This is a genomic window from Streptomyces sp. Wb2n-11 (genome assembly GCF_001049855.1).
In the GTDB taxonomy this organism is placed as follows: domain Bacteria; phylum Actinomycetota; class Actinomycetes; order Streptomycetales; family Streptomycetaceae; genus Streptomyces; species Streptomyces altiplanensis.
Genome location: NZ_CVPB01000001.1, coordinates 1,670,974 through 1,688,021, shown reverse-complemented (window position 1 = coordinate 1,688,021; position 17,048 = coordinate 1,670,974). Strand labels below are relative to the sequence as shown.

Below are 17,048 nucleotides of genomic sequence, written 5' to 3'. Positions count from 1 at the left end.
AGAGTCCTGGATCTTCCCACTCTGTCCATCCTTGGCACGCGGACAATCCGTGCGCGGACAAGGAGAACTGTTCGGTGGAGAAGCACGAAGGGCGCGAGACCGCTGCGGTGCGGTTCGACGATCCCTGGTACGACGCGCTTGCCTCCGGGTGGGGCGAGCTGGACGGCACGGGAGCCCCCGCGCCGGTCGCGCCGCCCGCGCCCGGCGGCCCGGGGCCCGGCCACAGCGCGGCCGAGATCTACCTGGAGGTGCAGCGCAGCGCCGCCTTCCAGGAAGTACGCAGCCGCTACCGGCGGTTCGTCGTTCCCGCGTCCCTCGCGTTCTTCACCTGGTACCTCGCCTACGTCGTCGCGGCGACCACCGCGCACGACCTGATGGCCCGCCCCGTCGTGGGCGCGGTGAACGTCGCGATGGTCGCCGGGCTCGGACAGTTCTTCACCACCTTCCTGCTGACCTGGGCGTACGCACGTCACGCGCGGCTGCGCCGGGACCGAGCGGCGCTCGACCTCCGCTGGGACACCCAGGAACTGACGCGGGGGGCCGACCGGTGACGAGCACAGCAGTGACGAGCACAGCAGTGACGAGCACAGCGATGACGAACACGGCGGTGACGGGCTCAGCGACGACAGGCCCGGCCATGACCACGCAGCACCAGACGCTCGCGCTGCTGCTGTTCTGCGCGTTCGTCGCGGTGACGCTGGCGATCACGACCTGGGCGGGCCGCAACCGGCACGGCTCCGCTGAGGAGTTCTACGCGGGGGGACGGCTGTTCTCCCCCATGGAGAATGGTTTCGCCATCGCGGGCGACTACATGTCCGCCGCCTCCTTCCTGGGCATCTCGGGTCTGATCGCCCTCTACGGTTACGACGGCATGCTCTACTCCGTGGGCTTCCTCGTCGCGTGGCTCGTCGTCCTGCTGCTCGTCGCCGAACTCGTCCGCAACTGCGGCCGGTTCACCCTCGCCGATGTCATCGCCGCGCGGATGAGCGAGCGCCCCGTCCGTATCGCGGCGGGAACTTCCTCGGTCACCGTGTCCGTTCTCTATCTGGTGGCGCAGATGGTGGGAGCGGGCAGCCTGGTCGCGCTGCTGCTGGGCGGGGACAGCGAGGCCGCGCGTTCCTGGACGGTCATCGGCGTGGGCGCGCTGATGGTGATCTACGTGTCGCTGGGAGGGATGCGGGCCACCACCTGGATCCAGATCGTCAAGGCAGTGCTGCTGATGGCGGGTACGGTCGCGCTCACCGTGCTCGTCCTGGTGCGCTTCCACGGCGACTTCAACCAGCTGCTGCTCTCCGCCGCTGAGCGCAGCGGCCACGGCACGGACTTCCTGGCACCCGGTCTGCGGTACGGCGGCGACTGGACGGCCCGCTTCGACTTCATCAGTCTCGGCCTCGCGCTCGTCCTCGGTACGGCCGGGCTGCCGCACATCCTCTCCCGCTTCTACACCGTGCCGACCGCGCGCGCAGCCCGCCGCTCCGTCGTCTGGTCCGTCGGCCTCATCGGGAGCTTCTACCTGATGACGATCGTGCTCGGCTTCGGCGCGGCGGCGGTGGTCGGATCCGACGAGGTCCGGGCGTCGAACGCCGCCGGGAACACGGCGGTCCCCCTGCTGGCGCTCGACCTGGGCGGCGGCGCCGGCTCCACCGGAGGGACGGTTCTCTTCGCCGTCGTCGCGGCCGTCGCCTTCGCCACCATCCTCGCGGTCGTGGCCGGCATCACGCTGGCGTCCTCCGCCTCCGTCGCCCACGATCTGTACGCCTCGCTCAGGCGCCGCCACGCCAGGCAGCACGGCGAGGTCGCGGTGGCCCGTGTCGCGGCGGCCGGTGTCGGGGCCGTGGCCATCGGCCTCGGCCTGCTCGCCCGCGACCTGAACGTCGCCTTCCTCGTCGGCCTGGCCTTCGCGGTCGCCGCGTCCGCCAATCTGCCGGTGCTGCTCTACTCGCTGTTCTGGCGGAAGTTCACCACCCGCGGCGCGGTCTGGTCGGTGTACGGCGGTCTGGTCCCGGCCGTGCTGCTCGTGCTGCTCTCGCCGGTCGTCTCCGGCAGCCCCGAAGCGCTCTTCCCGGGCGTCGACTTCCAGATCTTCCCGTTGCAGAATCCGGGCCTGGTCTCGATCCCGCTGGGCTTCCTCGCGGGCTGGGCCGGTACGGCGCTGTCGCCCGGTCCACCGGACGAGGCCAGGCACGCGGAGGCAGAGGTGCGCTCACTGACGGGGGCGGGCGCGGCCTGACCGGGCGACGGGAAGCGGGAGGCGGACGGCGGACGGCAGGGTGGCGGTGGGCGGCAGGACGGCGGGGCCCGCCCCTGCTCAGCGGCTGCCGGCCGTCCACGCGTACCGGTGCTCCGGGCGGCCCGTCTCGCCGTACTTGAGGCTGAGGCGCACCCGCCCCGACCGCTCCAGCAGTTTCAGATAGCGCTGCGCGGTCTGCCGGCTCATGCCCGCCCGCTCCGCGATCTCCTGGGCGGACAGCGGGCCCCCGGCGGCCAGCAGCACCTGGCGGACCAGCTCCGCGGTGGTCGGCGAGTGACCCTTGGGAAGGTCGGGGGAGCCGGTCACGGACAGTGCCCCGAAGATACGGTCGACCTCGGCCTGTTCCGCCTCGCCGCCCCCGTCGAGGGTCCGGCGCAGCCCGGCGTACGCCTCCAGCTTGGTGCGCAGCCCGGCGAAGTTGAAGGGTTTCACCAGGTACTGGAGGGCGCCCTGACGCATCGCCGCCTGTACGGTCCCGATGTCGCGCGCCGCCGTCACCATGATCACGTCGGTCTGGAGGCCGAGCCCGCGCAGCTCCCGTACGAGCGCGAGCCCGTTACCGTCCGGCAGGTAGTGGTCCAGGAGCACCAGGTCGACGTGGTGCGCGCGCAGCTGTGCCAGTGCGTCGGCGGCGGAGTGCGCCCGGCCGACGACGCGGAAGCCCGCCACCTTGGCCACGTAGGCGGCGTTGATCTCCGCGACCCGGACGTCGTCGTCCACCACCAGAACGTCGATCATCGCGTCTCTCCTGCCGTGTCCGGCGTAGCTGTGTCCGGCCCGCTGCCGGTCAGCCCCGTCGCGCCCACCCCCGCGCTGTCCGGTTCCGCGCCGGTCGGCCCAGCACCGGCCGGTCCGGCGTCCGCCAGCCCGGCGTCCGTCAGTGCTTCCGGCAGTACGACGGTGAATTCGGCGCCGCCCTCCGCCCCCTCGCCGGCCCGGGCGCTGCCGCCCTGCCGCTCCGCCAGCCGGCGCACCATCGCGAGGCCGAGGCCGCGCTTGCCGTGTGCGGGCAGCTCCTTGGTCGACCACCCCTCCGTGAAGACCAGCTCCCGCTGCCCGGCCGGGACCCCCGGCCCGCTGTCGGCCACCCGCAGTACGGCCGTACGCCCCCGCACCCTCAGCTCGACCTCGACGCGGGCGTCCGGGGAACCGGCCGAGGCGTCCAGCGCGTTGTCCACCAGGTTGCCGACCACCGTGACCAGACCGCGCGGGTCCACCAGACGGTCGGGCAGCAGCGTCGCGTCCGAGAGCCGGAGCGCGACCCCGCGCTCCGCGGCGACCGTGGCCTTGCCGACCAGCAGCGCCGCCAGCAGCGGATCGTGGATCTTCTCGGTGATCTGTTCGGCGGTGGCGCGGTGCACCGCCGCGACCTCCGTCACGAACTCCACCGCCTCCTCGTGCATGCCCAGCTCGAGCAGCCCCAGGAGCGTATGCATCCGGTTGGCGTGCTCGTGGTCCTGGGCGCGCAGGGCGTCGATCAGGCCGCGGGTCGAATCCAGCTCGCGGCCGAGCCGCTCCAGCTCCGTACGGTCGCGCAGGGTCGCCACGGCGCCCCCGTCGTCCGTCGGCATCCGGTTGGTGACCAGCACGCGCTGACCGCGCACGGTCAGCAGGTCCTCGCCGGTCACCCGCCCCGCCAGCACATCCGCGGTACGCCCCCCGCCCAGGGCCTCGTCGAGCGGCCGCCCGGTGACCTCGGGGCCGAGCCCGAGCAGCCGCTGGGCCTCGTCGTTCATCAGCCGGATCCTGCCCTCGGCGTCGAGGGCGACGACACCTTCGCGAATGCCGTGCAGCATCGCCTCACGCTCGGCCAGCAGCGCGGAGATGTCGGAGAAGGCGAGGTCATGGGTCTGCCGCTGGAGCCTGCGGGAGATGAGGTACGCCGCCACCGCGCCGACGGCCAGGGCCCCGCCCGCGTACGCCAGCAGCCCGGGGATCGCCCCCAGCAGCCGGGCGCGGACGCTGTCGTACTCGATGCCGACCGACACCGCGCCGACGATCTCACCGCCGGCGTCGCGCAGCGGGACCTTGCCGCGGGCGGAGCGGCCGAGCGTACCCTCGTCGATCTCCATGACCTCGTGGCCTGCGAGCGCTTCGCTGGGGTCGGTGGAGACGACCTTGCCGATCTGGCCGGTGTCGGGGTGGGACCAGCGGACGCCGCGCTCGTCCATGACCACGACGTACTCGGCGCCGGTGGAGCGCCTGATGCGGTCGGCCCCGGCCTGTACGGGGCCTCCGGCGGTGGGACGGGAGCCGACGAGCGTGTCGGCCAGCTGCGGCCGGGCCGCGGTGGTCTGCGCGATCGCGAGCGCGCGCCGCATCGCCTCGTGGTCGAGCTGATCGCTGAGCGGGGCGAGGAAGAGGCCGGTGGCGAGCACGGCGACGCCGCCGGCGATGGCCAGCTGCATCAGGAGGACCTGCGAGAAGACGCGCTGGGGCCAGCCCAGACGGAAACGTCCGGCGGGGGCGGTCGGTGCGGCGCTCATGTCTACGAACGGTAGAGCGCCGGGCTCGCCTTTCCGAAATCCCGTGGCCGCGCGCCCGCCCCCGGGCGGCTCGCAGGGCCGGCCGGAGCGCCAATATCCTGGGGCGGCCGGTCCCCGCGCTACGAGAAAGGCCTCCTGGTGAGCAAGAAGCAGATCCCGGTCATCGTCCTCACGGGCTTCCTGGGATCCGGCAAGACCACCTTGCTCAACCATCTGCTGAGGCGGAGCAGGGGCACCAGGATCGGTGCGATCGTCAATGACTTCGGGGCCATCGAGATCGACGCCATGGCGGTCGCCGGGCAGCTCGGGGACTCCACCGTCTCGCTCGGCAACGGCTGCCTGTGCTGCGCCGTCGACGCCAGTGAGCTCGACGCGTACCTGGAGAGGCTGACCCGCCCCGCCGCCCGTCTCGATGTGATCGTCATCGAGGCGAGCGGTCTCGCCGAGCCGCAGGAACTCGTCCGGATGATCCTGGCCAGCGAGAACGAGCGGATCGTGTACGGGGGGCTCGCCGAGGTCGTCGACGCCGCCGAGTTCGACGCGACCCGGGAGCGGCATCCCGAGATCGACCGCCATCTTGCCCTCGCCGACCTCGTCGTCCTGAACAAGACGGACCGGGTGGGAGAGGAGCGGCTCGCGGGCGTCCTCGGCACCGTCGGGGCCCTCAGCGGCTGTGCCGCCGTGGTCCGCGCGTCGTACGGGCGGATCGATCCGCAGCTGCTCTTCGACCCGGCGGTACGGCCGGACGGCGAGGAGAAGGCGCGGCAGCTGTCGTTCGACGACCTGCGGAGCGAGGACCCCGAGGACGGCCACGACGATCACCTGCACGCCGCGTACGAGAGCGTCTCCTTCACCTCCGAAGTGCCCATGGACCCGCGCCGGCTCATGGAGTTCCTCGACACCAGGCCGGAGGGGCTCTACCGGATCAAGGGGTACGTCGACTTCGGTGCGGCCGACGCCCGCAACCGGTACGCGGTGCACGCCGTCGGCCGCTTCCTGCGCTTCTACCCCGAGCCCTGGGGAGGCGAGGAGCCGAGACTCACCCAGCTCGTGCTCATCGGATCCGGGACGGACGCCGGGGCGCTGGGCAAGGAACTGGCGTCCTGCCGGGTGGACGGCCCGCGGGACGCCCCCGCCGCTGCCGACGAGCACAGCATGTGGGGCGTCCTGCGGTACGTACAGGGCGAGGGCTGACCGGGGGAAGCCGGGGGGCCGGGGGCCCAGGGGCTAGACCGGGCCTGCCAGGGCCGCCACCGCCGTCGTCAGCGGCGTACCCGAGCCGTCGCGGCGCGGGTCCTGCTCGGGCAGTTCCACCGGTGTGCCGTTCTTCGCGGCGGCGCGCGCCGGAGCCGCGCCCGCCCAGGCCAGGACCAGCGTGTCCTCGCCCTTGAGGAACCGCTGGCAGCGCACGCCGCCCGTGGCCCGGCCCTTGCGCGGGTACTGGTCGAACGGCGTCAGCTTCGCCGACGTCTCGGAGTCGCCGAGCAGCGTGCCGGCCGTGCCGGCCACCGTGAAGACCACGGCGTCCGACGCCGGGTCGACCGCGGTGAAGGAGATCACCTTGGCGCCGTCCGCGAGCTTGATGCCCGCCATACCGCCCGCCGCACGGCCCTGCGGCCGCACCTGCCCCGCCGGATAGCGCAGCAGCTGGGCGTCGTCCGTGATGAAGACCAGGTCCTCCTCGCCGGTGCGCAGCTCGGCCCCGCCGACGATCCGGTCACCCTGCTTGAGAGTGATGACCTCCAGCTCGTCCTTGTTCGCGGGATAGTCCGGGACGACCCGCTTCACCACGCCCTGCTCGGTGCCGAGCGCGAGCCCCGGCGAGGACTCGTCGAGCGTGGTGAGGCAGATCAGTGACTCGTCCGGCTCCAGGGACAGGAACTCCGCGACCGGCGCCCCGCCCGAGAGGTTCGGCGCGGACGCCGTGTCCGGCAGCTGGGGCAGGTCGATCACCGACAGCCGCAGCAGCCGCCCGGCCGAGGTCACCGCGCCCACGTCACCGCGCGCCGTCGCGGGCACCGCGGAGACGATCACGTCGTGCTTGGCGCGCCGGGCGTCGTCCAGGGCGAGAGGCTCGCCACTGGCCGTACGGGCCAGCAGCCCGGTCGACGACAGGAGGACGCGGCAGGGGTCGTCCGCGACCTCCAGCGGCACCGCGGCGACCGGCGAACTCCCGGACTCCAGCAGCACGGTGCGCCGGTCGGTGCCGAACTTCTTCGCCACCGCCGCCAGTTCCGCCGAGACCAGCTTGCGCAGCTCGGCGTCCGACTCCAGGATCCCGGTCAGCTCGTCGATCTCGCCGGTCAGCCGGTCGCGCTCGCTCTCCAGCTCGATCCGGTCGAACTTGGTGAGCCGGCGCAGCGGCGTGTCCAGGATGTACTGCGTCTGGATCTCGCTCAGCGAGAAGTGCTCGATCAGCCGCTCCTTCGCCTGTCCCGAGTTGTCGCTGGAGCGGATGAGGCGGATGACCTCGTCGATGTCGAGCAGCGCGACGAGCAGGCCCTCGACCAGGTGCAGCCGGTCGCGCCGCTTGGTGCGGCGGAACTCGCTGCGGCGGCGCACGACCTCGAAGCGGTGGTCGAGATAGACCTCCAGCAGCTCCTTGAGCCCCAGCGTCAGCGGCTGGCCGTCCACCAGCGCCACGTTGTTGATGCCGAAGGTCTCCTCCATCGGCGTCAGCTTGTAGAGCTGCTCCAGGACGGCCTCGGGGACGAAACCGTTCTTGATCTCGATGACCAGACGCAGACCGTGCATGCGGTCCGTGAGGTCCTTGACGTCCGCGATGCCCTGGAGCTTCTTCGACGAGACCAGGTCCTTGATCTTGGCGATCACCTTCTCCGGACCGACCGTGAACGGCAGTTCGGTGACGACCAGGCCCTTGCGGCGCGCCGTCACGTTCTCCACGGTGGCCGTCGCGCGGATCTTGAAGGTGCCGCGCCCCTTCTCGTACGCGTCCTTGATGCCGCCGAGACCGACGATGCGGCCGCCGGTCGGCAGGTCGGGCCCGGGCACGAAACGCATCAGCGTCTCAAGATCCGCGCCGGGGTGCCTGATCAGGTGCCGGGCGGCGGCGACGACCTCGCCCAGGTTGTGCGGGGGCATGTTCGTCGCCATGCCGACGGCGATCCCGGAGGCGCCGTTGACCAGCAGGTTCGGGTACGCCGCGGGAAGCGCGACCGGCTCCCGCTCCTGCCCGTCGTAGTTCGGGTTGAAGTCGACCGTGTCCTCGTCGATGGACTCCGTCATCAGCGACGTGGCGTCGGCCATCCGGCATTCCGTGTACCGCATGGCGGCCGGCGGGTCGTCGTTGCCGAGGGAGCCGAAGTTGCCGTGCCCGTCGACCAGGGGCAGGCGCATGGAGAAGGGCTGGGCCATCCGTACGAGCGCGTCGTAGATCGAGGCGTCGCCGTGCGGGTGCAGCTTTCCCATCACCTCGCCGACGACGCGGGCGCACTTCACGTAGCCGCGGTCGGGCCGCAGCCCCATCTCGTTCATCTGGTAGACGATGCGTCGGTGCACCGGCTTCATGCCGTCGCGGGCGTCGGGCAGCGCTCGCGAGTAGATCACCGAGTACGCGTACTCGAGGAAGGAGCCCTGCATTTCGTCGACGACGTCGACATCGAGGATCTTCTCCTCGAACACATCGTCCGGCGGCGGGGTCTTCGTGCTGCGGCGGGCCATCGCGGCTGCGGCTCCTTCGCGGTTCTGTCGGGGTGGTTTCTTGGGTCTGATGCCGACCATTGTGGACCGGTCCACTGACAACGCCGACCCCGACCCGTCCGTAGCGCCTGCCCGGACGTTCCCTGAGGGCGTACACCGGCCGGGAACTTCGCCAGGCGTCAGTGCGCTTGCATACAGTGGCAGGACTTCTCCATATCGCGATCGAAGGGACGTACATGCCCATGGGTCACACGGCCACAGCGCAGGCCGGTTCCGGCGGCCTGACAGCGACCGAGCACCGGCTGGCCAATGGCCTGCGCGTGGTGCTCTCCGAGGACCACCTGACCCCGGTCGCCGCGGTCTGCCTCTGGTACGACGTGGGCTCGCGCCACGAGGTCAAGGGCCGTACCGGTCTTGCTCACCTTTTCGAGCACCTGATGTTCCAGGGCTCGGCACAGGTCAAGGGCAACGGCCACTTCGAGCTGGTGCAGGGTGCGGGCGGTTCGCTCAACGGCACGACCAGCTTCGAGCGCACCAACTACTTCGAGACGATGCCCGCCCACCAGGTGGAGCTGGCTCTGTGGCTGGAAGCCGACCGGATGGGCTCGCTGCTCTCCGCGCTCGACGAGGAGTCCATGGAGAACCAGCGCGACGTCGTCAAGAACGAGCGCCGCCAGCGGTACGACAACGTTCCGTACGGCACCGCGTTCGAGAAGCTGACCGCCCTCTCCTACCCGGAGGGCCACCCGTACCACCACACGCCGATCGGGTCGATGGCCGACCTGGACGCCGCGACCCTCGAGGACGCGCGCGCCTTCTTCCGTACGTACTACGCGCCCAACAACGCGGTGCTCTCGGTCGTCGGCGACATCGACCCGGAGCAGACGCTCGCCTGGATCGAGAAGTACTTCGGCTCCATCCCGTCCCACGCCGGCAAGCAGCCGCCGCGCGACGGGACGCTGCCCGACATCATCGGCGAGGAGCTCCGCGAGGAGATCCACGAAGAGGTCCCGGCCCGCGCGCTGATGGCGGCCTACCGGCTGCCGCACGACGGCACCCGCGAGGCCGACGCCGCCGACCTGGCCCTGACCGTCCTCGGCGGCGGCGAGTCCTCCCGGCTGCACAACCGCCTGGTCCGCCGCGACCGGACGGCCGTCGCCGCCGGTTTCGGGCTGCTGCGCCTCGCCGGCGCCCCCTCGCTCGGCTGGCTGGACGTCAAGACGTCGGCCGGCGTCGAGGTGCCCGACATCGAGCGCGCCGTCGACGAGGAACTGGCCCGCTTCGCCGCCGAGGGCCCCACGCCCGAGGAGATGGAGCGCGCGCAGGCCCAGCTGGAGCGCGAGTGGCTCGACCGGCTCGGCACGGTCGCGGGCCGCGCCGACGAACTCTGCCGGTACGCCGTCCTGTTCGGCGACCCCCAGCTCGCGCTGACCGCCGTCCAGCGCGTCCTGGAGATCACGGCGGAGGAGGTCCGGGCGGCGGCCAGGGCCCGCCTGCGCCCGGACAACAGAGCGGTCCTGGTGTACGAGCCGACACACGCGGCGGACGCAGCCGACGACACCGCAGACGCCGCCGGTGCGGCCGGTACGCAGGAAGGGGCGGACAAGTGACCGACACCGCAGCCGTGAGCATGGAATTCCACCCCCGGCCGCAGGCGGGCACCCCCACGCCGTGGGCGTTCCCCGCCCCCGAGCGGGGCTCCCTGCCCAATGGCCTGACCGTCCTGCGCTGCCACCGCCCCGGCCAGCAGGTCATGGCGGTCGAGGTCTTCCTCGCGGCCCCCCTGGAGGCCGAGCCCGAGGGCCTCGACGGCGTGGCCACGATCATGTCGCGGGCCCTCTCCGAGGGCACCGACAAGCACTCCGCCGAGGAGTTCGCCGCCGAGCTGGAGCGCTGCGGCGCCACGCTCGACGCGTACGCCGACCATCCGGGCGTCCGGGTCTCCCTGGAGGTCCCGGTCTCCCGGCTGCCCAAGGCGCTCGGCCTGCTCGCCGACGCGCTGCGCGCGCCCGCCTTCGCGGACGGCGAGATCGAGCGGCTGGTGGCCAACCGGCTCGACGAGATCCCGCACGAGACGGCCAACCCGTCCCGCCGCGCCGCCAAGCAGCTCTCCAAGGAGCTGTTCCCGGCCACCTCGCGCATGTCGCGGCCGCGCCAGGGCACCGAGGAGACGGTGAAGCGCATCGACGCCACAGCGGTGAAGGGCTTCTACGCGGCGCACGTGCGTCCCGCGACCGCCACCGCCGTGATCGTCGGCGACCTCGACGGCACCGACCTGGACGCCGTACTGGCCGACACCCTGGGGGCGTGGAAGGGCGACACCGCCGAGCCCCGCCCCGTACCGCCGGTGACGGCAGACGACACGGGCCGTGTGGTCATCGTGGACCGCCCCGGCGCGGTCCAGACGCAGCTGCTCATCGGCCGGATCGGCCCCGACCGGCACGACCGCGTCTGGCCGGCCCAGGTCCTCGGCACGTACTGCCTGGGCGGCACGCTCACCTCCCGCCTGGACCGCGTCCTGCGCGAGGAGAAGGGCTACACGTACGGCGTGCGCGCCTTCGGCCAGGTGCTGCGCTCCGCGCCGGACGGGTCGGGCGCGTCGATGCTGGCGATCAGTGGTTCGGTGGACACGGAGTCCACGGGTCCGGCGCTCGAAGACCTGTGGAAGGTGCTGCGCACCCTCGCGGCCGAGGGCCTCACCGACACCGAGCGCGACGTCGCCGTGCAGAACCTGGTGGGTGTCGCACCGCTCAAGTACGAGACGGCGGCCGCCGTCGCCGGCACGCTCGCCGACCAGGTCGAGCAGCACCTGCCGGACGACTTCCAGGCCCAGCTGTACGCCCGCCTCGCCGAGACGGGCACGGTGGAGGCCACCGCGGCGGTCGTCAGCGCCTTCCCCGAGGACCGCCTGGTCACGGTCCTCGTCGGGGACGCGTCGCGGATCGAGGAGCCCGTCAGGGCGCTCGGCATCGGTGACGTGACGGTGGTCGCCGGCTGACGGTCCGCCCGTCCGAGCCGATGGCGCAACTCCCTCAAAACGGGAGGTAGAGGGACCCCGGTGGCCGACAAGCTGCCGGGGTCCTTTGGGTATGTCCGTTTTGTTGTGGAGGTTGCCTTTCTGGTCTGTGGGGTGCGTTACAAAGTGCGATGTCTTTTTGGTGATTGAAAGATCTCCCGTTTAGCGTCGGTCCGGCTGTCCGTCAGCAGTGAGCCGCATCCGCGGCACCGGACAGTCATCGCCGAGTCCCCGTCAGGCGCGAGCCTGGGGAGCCGGGGACCCAAACCGTCCCTGGGGTGAATCGGACGTCCTTCCGTGCGTACGGAGAGGGGTCCGTAGGAGACCTTCCTGCTCCGAACCCGTCAGCTAACCCGGTAGGCGAGAAGGAAGGAAAGGACCAGCCACTTCATGGCGTTCACCCGTGCCACCGGGAAGCACCGTCGTCCGGGCCGTCCGGGCCGTCTGACGCGCAGGAGCGCGAACCTCGCGGGCGTGGCCACCCTCGCGACGACCGGTGCCATCGGGAGCCTGGCCTCTCCGGCCCTCGCCGCCGGCGCCGGCGCCGACGCGGCCCACTCCGCCGGGACGACCGGCCTGACCCAGGCCCTCGTCATCGGCGACTCCCTCGCCGCCCAGGTCGCCGCCCAGGCCGAGGCGCAGCAGCACGCCGCCGACAAGGCGGAGGCCGAGCGCAGGGCCGAGGCGGAGCGCAAGGCGGAGGCGGAGCGCAAGGCGGAGGCCAGGCGCAAGGCGGAAGCCAGGGCCGAGAAGGAGCGCGAGGAACGCGAGGCCGAGGAGCGCGCCGCCCGTGCGGCGGAGCGTGAGCGCCTCACGGCCTACACCCTTCCGGTCGCCGGTTCCGTCGTGACCACCGGCTACCGGAGCGGCGGCTCGCTCTGGTCCTCCGGCAGCCACTCCGGCATCGACTTCCGCGCCGCGTCCGGCAGTTCCGTCGTGGCCGTCGGTGCGGGCACCGTCGTCGAGGCCGGCTGGGGCGGGGCGTACGGCAACAACGTCGTCGTCAGGATGAACGACGGCACCTACACGCAGTACGGCCACCTGTCGTCCATCGGCGTCTCCGTCGGCCAGGCCGTCGCCCCGGGCCAGCAGATAGGCCTCTCGGGTTCGACCGGCAACTCGACGGGCCCGCACCTGCACTTCGAGGCCCGTACGTCTCCCGAGTACGGCTCCGACATGGACCCGGTCGCGTACCTGCGCGCGCACGGCGTGAACGTCTGACGCACCCCGGTTTTCCGGAAGGCCCCGGCTTCCCGCCGGGGCCTTCGGCGTTGGCCAAAAGATATCCATGAATTCCCGCCGCCCGTCGGAAATTGCGCACCGCTGCAATAGAGTCGCCGAACAGGTGTCAATCGACCGCGTTTCGCGGGAGACGAGGCGGAGGTCCGCTCATGCGCGTTCCCGCGCAATCGGTATGCACGGCGATCCGTGACGACATCGTCTCCGGCGTCTTCGAGCGGGGCAGCCGGCTCACCGAAGAGCTGCTGGCGCGCCGTTACGGCGTCTCACGCGTCCCGGTGCGGGAGGCCCTGCGCACGCTGGAGTCCGAGGGGTTCGTCACCACCCGCCGGCACGCGGGCGCCTGCGTGGCCGAACCCACCGAGCAGGAGGCCGCGGACCTCCTGGAGGTCAGGATGCTGCTGGAGCCGCTGGGGGCGGCCCGCGCAGCCCAGAGGCGCACCGAGGCGCACCTCAAGGTGTTGCGCGGCCTGGTCAGGCTCGGCCAGGAGCGGGCCCGCCGGGGCGAGGGCGAGGACCTGAGCTCCCTGGGCGGCTGGTTCCACGAGACGCTCGCCCAGGCGTCCGGCAGCCCCGGCCTCACGACCCTGCTCACCCAGCTCGGGCACAAGATCACCTGGATGTACGTCGTCGAGCAGCCCGCCCGCCCCGTCGAGTCCTGGGCCGAACGCGGTGCGATCGTCGACGCCGTGGCACGCGGCGACGCGCGGCGGGCCCGGGCGCTTACGGCCCTGCACGCCGAACGGGCGGTGGCCGCGCACCGGTTGCGGCGCCCCGGGCCGCGGCAGGAGAGCGTGAGGACTTCGCAACATGCCGTAAACACCGGGGGCGGACGCAATTAACAGATGTGCCGTATACAAAGAAAGTGAATCGGCGGGGGCTTTTCCTGCTGCCCGGAATTCCTGACGTATGTCTCCGCATAAAAGCGAAGGAGCCGCGACGCCCCGAATTCGGGGCGTCGCGGCTCCTTCGTGAGAATGAATCCGTCCGAGTGGTCAGACGGTCTCGGGAAGCTCGTCCAGGCCCTCGGAGACCAGCTTCGCCAGGCGGTCGAGGGCGGCGTCGGAGCCGTCGGCCTCGGAAGCGAGCACGATCTCTTCGCCGCCCTGCGCGCCCAGGCCGAGCACCGCGAGCATGGAGGCCGCGTTGACCGGCTTGCCGTCGGCCTTGGCGATCGTCACGGGGACGCCCGAGGCGGTCGCTGCGCGAACGAAGATGGAGGCGGGCCGGGCGTGCAGGCCTTCGGCCCAGCCGACGGTGACACGGCGCTCAACCATGGTGTTGCCCTTCATGTTCTAACGGTTGTCTAGACCAGTCTCTCATGTCGTGCGAGAAAGCCGTGCCCGCCGCCCTGCGCCGGCCGCGCGCGGCGGCCCCAGCCTGCCTCGCCCCGAGCGGGCCCGCGACCCGTAGGCTTTCGTCATGCAGCCTCCGATGGAGCGGAACCCGCCGGATCGCAACGGGCACCACGCGTACCCGGCCCACTGGGAAGCCGACGTGGTGCTGCGCGACGGGGGTACGGCACGGATCCGCCCCATCACCCCCGACGACGCGCAGCGCCTGGTCAGCTTCTACGAGCAGGTGTCGGACGAGTCGAAGTACTACCGCTTCTTCGCGCCGTACCCGCGCCTCTCGGACAAGGACGTCCACCGCTTCACCCACCACGACTACGTGGACAGGGTAGGCCTCGCGGCGACGGTGGGCGGCGAGTTCATCGCCACGGTCCGGTACGACCGCATCAACGCGCAGGGGCGCCCCTCGTCCGGTCCCGACGCCGACCTGGCCGAAGTCGCCTTCCTGGTCCAGGACGCCCACCAGGGGCGCGGGGTCGCCTCCGCCCTCCTCGAACACATCGGCGCGGTCGCGCGCGAGCGCGGAATCCGGCGCTTCGTGGCGGAGGTGCTCCCCGCCAACTCCAAGATGATCAAGGTCTTCACGGACGCCGGCTACACCCAGGAGCGCAGCTTCGAGGACGGCGTCGTCCACCTCGAATTCGGCCTGGAGCCGACCGACCGCTCCGTCGCCGTCCAGCGCGCCCGCGAGCACCGCGCGGAGTCCCGCTCCGTGCAGCGCCTCCTCGCCCCCGGCTCCGTCGCGGTCGTCGGGGCCGGGCGCGCGCCGGGCGGGGTGGGGCGCACGGCCTTGCGCAACCTGCTCGCCGCCGGATACACGGGCCGTACGTACGCCGTGAACCGGGCCTTCCCCGACGACCTCACCGAGCTGGACGGCGTCCCCGCGCACCGCTCCGTCGCCGGGATCGGGGAGGCCGTCGACCTCGCCGTCGTCGCCGTACCGGCCGAACGGGTGCCGGAGGTGGTCGCGGACTGCGGCGAGAGCGGCGTGCAGGGGTTGGTCGTCCTCTCCGCCGGATACGCCGAGAGCGGGGCCGCGGGCCGGGCGCGCCAGCGCGAACTGGTGCGCCAGGCCCGTTCGTACGGCATGCGCATCATCGGGCCCAACGCCTTCGGGATCATCAACACCTCCGAGGCGGTGCGCCTCAACGCCTCCCTCGCGCCGGAGCCGCCCGCGCGCGGCCGCATCGGCCTGTTCACACAGTCCGGAGCGATCGGCATCGCGCTGCTGTCGGGGCTCTACCGGCGGGGCGCCGGCCTGTCCTCGTTCATCTCCGCAGGCAACCGGGCGGACGTGTCCGGCAACGACTTCCTCCAGTACGGCTACGAGGACCCCGACACCGACGTCGTCCTCCTCTACCTGGAGTCCATCGGCAACCCGCGCAAGTTCACGCGCCTCGCCCGGCGCACGGCGGCGGCGAAGCCGGTCGTCGTGGTCAAGGGCGCGCGCCACAGCGGCAGTACGCCGCCGGGGCACGCGGTGCCCGCCACGCGCATCCCCGACGCGACGGTCTCCGCGCTGCTGCGGCAGGCGGGGGTCGTCCGCGTCGACACCGTCACCGAACTCGTCGACGCGGGGCTGCTGCTCGCCGGGCAGCCGCTGCCGGCCGGGCCGCGCGTCGCCATCCTCGGCAATTCCGAGTCCCTGGGCCTCCTGACGTACGACGCCTGCCTCGCCGAAGGGCTGCGGCCGCTGCGGCCGCTCGACCTGACGACGGCCGCGACCCCGGCGGACTTCCGCGCGGCGCTGGCCCGGGCGCTGGCGGACGGGATGTGCGACGCGGTCGTGGTCACGGCGATCCCGTGGGTCGGTGAGAACGGTGCGACGGAATCCGGCGACGGGGAGGTCCTGGCGACGGCGCTGCGGGAGGCGGCGGCGACGGGGGAGGCGAAGCCGGTGGCGGTCGTGCACGTGGAGATGGGCGCCCTGGCGGACGCGCTCGCCGCGGCGACGAGCACGGCCCGTCCGGCGCCGGAACCGATGCCTGCGGGCGGCCCGGGGGCGGGGGCCGCCGCGCGGAACTCCTCCCCGGCCCGCCCCGCCCCGGACCGGGGCGCCGCCCCGGACCCCGGCCGCCGAACGCCGGACGGGCCGGCTCTGCCTGCGCCCGGGGCCACGCCCGAAGGCCGCTTCGGGGCGGGCCGCGCGGGCGACGGGCGGCGGATTCCCGCCTACCCCGCCGCCGAACGCGCCGTGCGCGCACTCGCGGAGGCCGTCAAGTACGCGCAGTGGCGGCGGCAGGCCGCCGAACCCGGGCGGGTGCCCGAGTACGACGACATCGACGAGGCCGGAGCCGCCGGCCGGATCGCCGAGCTGCTGAGCGAGGGCGGCGCAGCCTCCGGAGGGATGTCCCTCAGGGACGACGCGGCCCGGGAGCTCCTCGCGCGGTACGGCATCGACGTACGGCCGGCCCTGCCCGCGCCGAGGCCCGACGCCGCCGTCGCGGCGGCCCGGCGGCTCGGCTACCCCGTCGCCCTCAAGACCACCGCCCCGCACCTGCGCCACCGCCCCGACCTCGGCGGCGTACGCCTCGACCTCGGTGACGAGCAGGAACTGCGCCGGGCCTACAGCGAGCTGACCGACGCGCTCGGCAAGCCCGAGGAGCTCCAGCCCGTCGTCCAGGCCATGGCCCCCCGCGGCGTGGACACCGTCGTACGGGCCTCCATCGACGCCGCGGCCGGCGCCGTGCTCTCCTTCGGGCTGGCCGGAGCCGCCTCCGAGCTGCTCGGTGACATCGGACACCGGCTGGTTCCGGCCACCGACCGGGACGCCGCCGAACTCATCAGGTCGATCCGCACCGCCCCGCTCCTCTTCGGCTGGCGCGGCTCGGACCCCGTCGACACCGCCGCGCTCGAAGAGCTGCTGCTGCGCGTCTCGCGCCTGGTCGACGACCACCCCGAGGTGGTCGGGGTCTCCCTGGAACCCGTGGTCGTCGCCCCGCACGGCCTGTCCGTGCTCGGCGCGTCCGTGCGCCTCGCGTCCCCGCCCGTCCGCGACGACCTCGGCCCCCGCCGCCTCCCGAGCTACTGACGCCGTCCACAGG

General features: G+C 72.5%; 12 protein-coding genes and 1 riboswitch. Of the genes, 8 read left to right on the top strand and 4 right to left on the bottom strand.

Annotated features, from left to right (window positions below):
* The first annotated feature begins 74 nt into the window (after positions 1–74).
* Both BN1555_RS07440 and BN1555_RS07435 read left to right on the top strand, forming a co-directional pair.
* Positions 75–551, top strand: coding sequence for a DUF485 domain-containing protein (locus BN1555_RS07440; RefSeq protein ID WP_093798635.1), 477 nt, complete (start codon positions 75–77; stop codon positions 549–551).
* A gap of 86 nt (positions 552–637) precedes the next feature.
* Positions 638–2,230, top strand: a complete 1,593-nt coding sequence (locus BN1555_RS07435; RefSeq protein ID WP_218058181.1) for a solute symporter family protein — start codon at positions 638–640, stop codon at positions 2,228–2,230.
* Positions 2,231–2,308: 78 nt separating this feature from the next.
* Here BN1555_RS07435 and BN1555_RS07430 read toward each other — a convergent pair whose 3' ends face one another.
* Together BN1555_RS07430 and BN1555_RS07425 are read right to left on the bottom strand one after the other, a co-directional pair.
* On the bottom strand, positions 2,309–2,989 hold the full coding sequence (locus BN1555_RS07430) for a response regulator (RefSeq protein WP_093798633.1): 681 nt from the start codon (positions 2,987–2,989) through the stop codon (positions 2,309–2,311).
* A complete protein-coding gene (locus tag BN1555_RS07425) occupies positions 2,986–4,737 on the bottom strand; it encodes an ATP-binding protein (protein ID WP_093798632.1) in 1,752 nt (583 codons plus the stop codon). The genes BN1555_RS07430 and BN1555_RS07425 overlap by 4 nt, the downstream gene beginning before the upstream one ends.
* Positions 4,738–4,872: 135 nt before the next feature.
* Between BN1555_RS07425 and BN1555_RS07420 the strand changes: the two genes are divergently transcribed.
* Positions 4,873–5,931 carry a CobW family GTP-binding protein gene (locus BN1555_RS07420; RefSeq protein ID WP_093798631.1) on the top strand — a complete coding sequence of 353 codons (1,059 nt, stop codon included), beginning with the start codon at positions 4,873–4,875 and terminating at the stop codon, positions 5,929–5,931.
* Between the two features lie 33 nt (positions 5,932–5,964).
* On the opposite strand, the gene BN1555_RS07415 is transcribed toward BN1555_RS07420, so the two are convergent.
* Positions 5,965–8,418, bottom strand: coding sequence for a DNA gyrase/topoisomerase IV subunit A (locus tag BN1555_RS07415; protein WP_093798630.1), 2,454 nt, complete (start codon positions 8,416–8,418; stop codon positions 5,965–5,967).
* Between the two features lie 215 nt (positions 8,419–8,633).
* Between BN1555_RS07415 and BN1555_RS07410 the strand changes: the two genes are divergently transcribed.
* From BN1555_RS07410 to BN1555_RS07395, 4 genes are all read left to right on the top strand, one after another.
* Positions 8,634–10,007, top strand: coding sequence for a M16 family metallopeptidase (locus BN1555_RS07410; RefSeq protein ID WP_093798629.1), 1,374 nt, complete (start codon positions 8,634–8,636; stop codon positions 10,005–10,007).
* Between the two features lie 20 nt (positions 10,008–10,027).
* A complete protein-coding gene (locus tag BN1555_RS07405) occupies positions 10,028–11,395 on the top strand; it encodes a M16 family metallopeptidase (RefSeq protein ID WP_093803259.1) in 1,368 nt (455 codons plus the stop codon).
* Between the two features lie 229 nt (positions 11,396–11,624).
* Positions 11,625–11,791, top strand: a riboswitch (cyclic di-AMP (ydaO/yuaA leader).
* A 12-nt stretch (positions 11,792–11,803) separates the two neighbouring features.
* Positions 11,804–12,634: a M23 family metallopeptidase gene (locus tag BN1555_RS07400; RefSeq protein WP_093798628.1), complete on the top strand. Its 831-nt coding sequence runs from the start codon at positions 11,804–11,806 to the stop codon at positions 12,632–12,634.
* A gap of 170 nt (positions 12,635–12,804) precedes the next feature.
* On the top strand, positions 12,805–13,494 hold the full coding sequence (locus BN1555_RS07395) for a GntR family transcriptional regulator (protein ID WP_093798627.1): 690 nt from the start codon (positions 12,805–12,807) through the stop codon (positions 13,492–13,494).
* A gap of 153 nt (positions 13,495–13,647) precedes the next feature.
* Here BN1555_RS07395 and BN1555_RS07390 read toward each other — a convergent pair whose 3' ends face one another.
* Positions 13,648–13,929 (bottom strand): HPr family phosphocarrier protein, encoded by a 282-nt coding sequence (locus tag BN1555_RS07390; protein WP_093803258.1) that lies wholly within the window; start codon positions 13,927–13,929, stop codon positions 13,648–13,650.
* Positions 13,930–14,074: 145 nt separating this feature from the next.
* Between BN1555_RS07390 and BN1555_RS07385 the strand changes: the two genes are divergently transcribed.
* Positions 14,075–17,035 (top strand): bifunctional acetate--CoA ligase family protein/GNAT family N-acetyltransferase, encoded by a 2,961-nt coding sequence (locus BN1555_RS07385; RefSeq protein ID WP_093798626.1) that lies wholly within the window; start codon positions 14,075–14,077, stop codon positions 17,033–17,035.
* The last annotated feature ends 13 nt before the right edge of the window (positions 17,036–17,048 follow it).

Excerpts from the sequence above, each read along its gene's own strand:
- BN1555_RS07435 (WP_218058181.1), top strand. The coding sequence starts at position 638 with ATGACCACGCAGCACCAGACGCTCGCGCTGCTGCTGTTCTGCGCGTTC.
- BN1555_RS07430 (WP_093798633.1), bottom strand. The coding sequence starts at position 2,989 with ATGATCGACGTTCTGGTGGTGGACGACGACGTCCGGGTCGCGGAGATC.
- BN1555_RS07425 (WP_093798632.1), bottom strand. The coding sequence starts at position 4,737 with ATGAGCGCCGCACCGACCGCCCCCGCCGGACGTTTCCGTCTGGGCTGG.
- BN1555_RS07415 (WP_093798630.1), bottom strand. The coding sequence starts at position 8,418 with ATGGCCCGCCGCAGCACGAAGACCCCGCCGCCGGACGATGTGTTCGAG.
- BN1555_RS07410 (WP_093798629.1), top strand. The coding sequence starts at position 8,634 with ATGCCCATGGGTCACACGGCCACAGCGCAGGCCGGTTCCGGCGGCCTG.
- BN1555_RS07405 (WP_093803259.1), top strand. The coding sequence starts at position 10,028 with ATGGAATTCCACCCCCGGCCGCAGGCGGGCACCCCCACGCCGTGGGCG.
- BN1555_RS07400 (WP_093798628.1), top strand. The coding sequence starts at position 11,804 with ATGGCGTTCACCCGTGCCACCGGGAAGCACCGTCGTCCGGGCCGTCCG.
- BN1555_RS07395 (WP_093798627.1), top strand. The coding sequence starts at position 12,805 with ATGCGCGTTCCCGCGCAATCGGTATGCACGGCGATCCGTGACGACATC.
- BN1555_RS07390 (WP_093803258.1), bottom strand. The coding sequence starts at position 13,929 with ATGGTTGAGCGCCGTGTCACCGTCGGCTGGGCCGAAGGCCTGCACGCC.
- BN1555_RS07385 (WP_093798626.1), top strand. The coding sequence starts at position 14,075 with ATGCAGCCTCCGATGGAGCGGAACCCGCCGGATCGCAACGGGCACCAC.